This window comes from Arthrobacter sp. TS-15 (assembly GCF_006964045.1).
Taxonomy (GTDB): Bacteria; Actinomycetota; Actinomycetes; order Actinomycetales; family Micrococcaceae; genus Arthrobacter.
In genome coordinates this window covers 1-1,395 of record NZ_SDXQ01000081.1, presented here as the reverse complement: position 1 = coordinate 1,395, position 1,395 = coordinate 1, and the positions used below count along the sequence as shown (strand labels likewise).

1 protein-coding gene is annotated in these 1,395 nt (G+C 70.2%); it reads left to right on the top strand.

The window, feature by feature from the left end; translation table 11 throughout:
- A partial coding sequence (gene kdpB, locus EU811_RS22865) for a potassium-transporting ATPase subunit KdpB (RefSeq protein ID WP_142940543.1) occupies positions 1–1,395 on the top strand: 1,395 nt, incomplete at both ends.

Sequence of the window (1,395 nt, the reverse complement as noted above, 5' to 3'; positions counted from 1 at the left end):
GTCTCGTGGGCTCGGTCCTGACGACCGTGTTCTCCTTCAAGGACCCGGGCGACTGGTTCGGCTGGGCCATCAGCGCCTGGCTCTGGCTCACCGTGATCTTCGCCAACCTGGCGGAGGCGGTGGCCGAGGGCCGCGGCAAGGCCCAGGCGGACACCCTGCGCAAGGCCAAGACCGACACCGTCGCGCGCCGGCTGTCCAAGGACGGCGGATCCGAGGAGCAGGTGCCGGGCACCGAACTGCGCGTCGGCGACCTGGTCGTCTGCGAGGCGGGCGACATCATCCCCGGCGACGGTGACGTCGTCGAGGGCGTGGCGTCCGTGGACGAGTCGGCCATCACCGGCGAGTCGGCCCCGGTCATCCGCGAGTCGGGCGGCGACCGGTCCGCGGTCACCGGCGGTACGAAGGTGCTGTCCGACCGCATCGTCATCAAGATCACGACGAAGCCGGGTGAGACCTTCATCGACCGCATGATCGCCCTGGTCGAGGGCGCGGCCCGGCAGAAGACGCCCAACGAGATCGCGCTGAACATCCTGCTCGCCTCGCTGACGATCGTCTTCCTGCTGGCCGTCGCCACGCTGCCGCCGTTCGCGGACTATGCGGGCACGCACCTCACGATGGTCGTGCTGGTGGCCCTGCTCGTCTGTCTGATCCCGACCACCATCGGCGCGCTGCTCTCCGCGATCGGCATCGCGGGCATGGACCGCCTGGTGCAGCGGAACGTACTCGCCATGTCCGGCAGGGCAGTTGAGGCGGCGGGCGACGTGTCGACCCTCCTCCTCGACAAGACCGGCACCATCACGCTGGGCAACCGGCAGGCCGCCGAGTTCGTGCCGGTCAGCGGTACCACCGACGCCGTCCTGGCCGACGCCGCCCAGCTCTCCTCGCTGGCCGACGAGACGCCCGAGGGCCGCTCCATCGTCGTCCTGGCGAAGGAGAAGTACGGGCTGCGCGAGCGGAGCCAGGGCGAGCTGTCCGGCGCCGAGTGGATCGCCTTCACCGCCCAGACCCGTATGTCGGGCGTGGACGTCGACGGGCGCAAGATCCGCAAGGGCGCGGCCGGTTCGGTCATGGCCTGGGTCCGGGAGCAGGGCGGCGAGGTGTCCGAGGACGCCGACACCCTGGCCAACCGGATCTCCGAGGCGGGCGGCACCCCGCTGCTCGTGGCGATCGAGGACAGCGAAGGTGCCCGGGTGCTGGGCGTCATCCACCTCAAGGACGTCGTCAAGGACGGCATGCGCGAACGGTTCGACGAACTGCGCCGCATGGGCATCAAGACCGTCATGATCACCGGTGACAACCCGCTGACCGCCAAGGCGATCGCGGACGAGGCCGGCGTCGACGACTTCCTCGCGGAGGCCACCCCCGAGGACAAGATGGCCCTCATCAAGCGGGAGC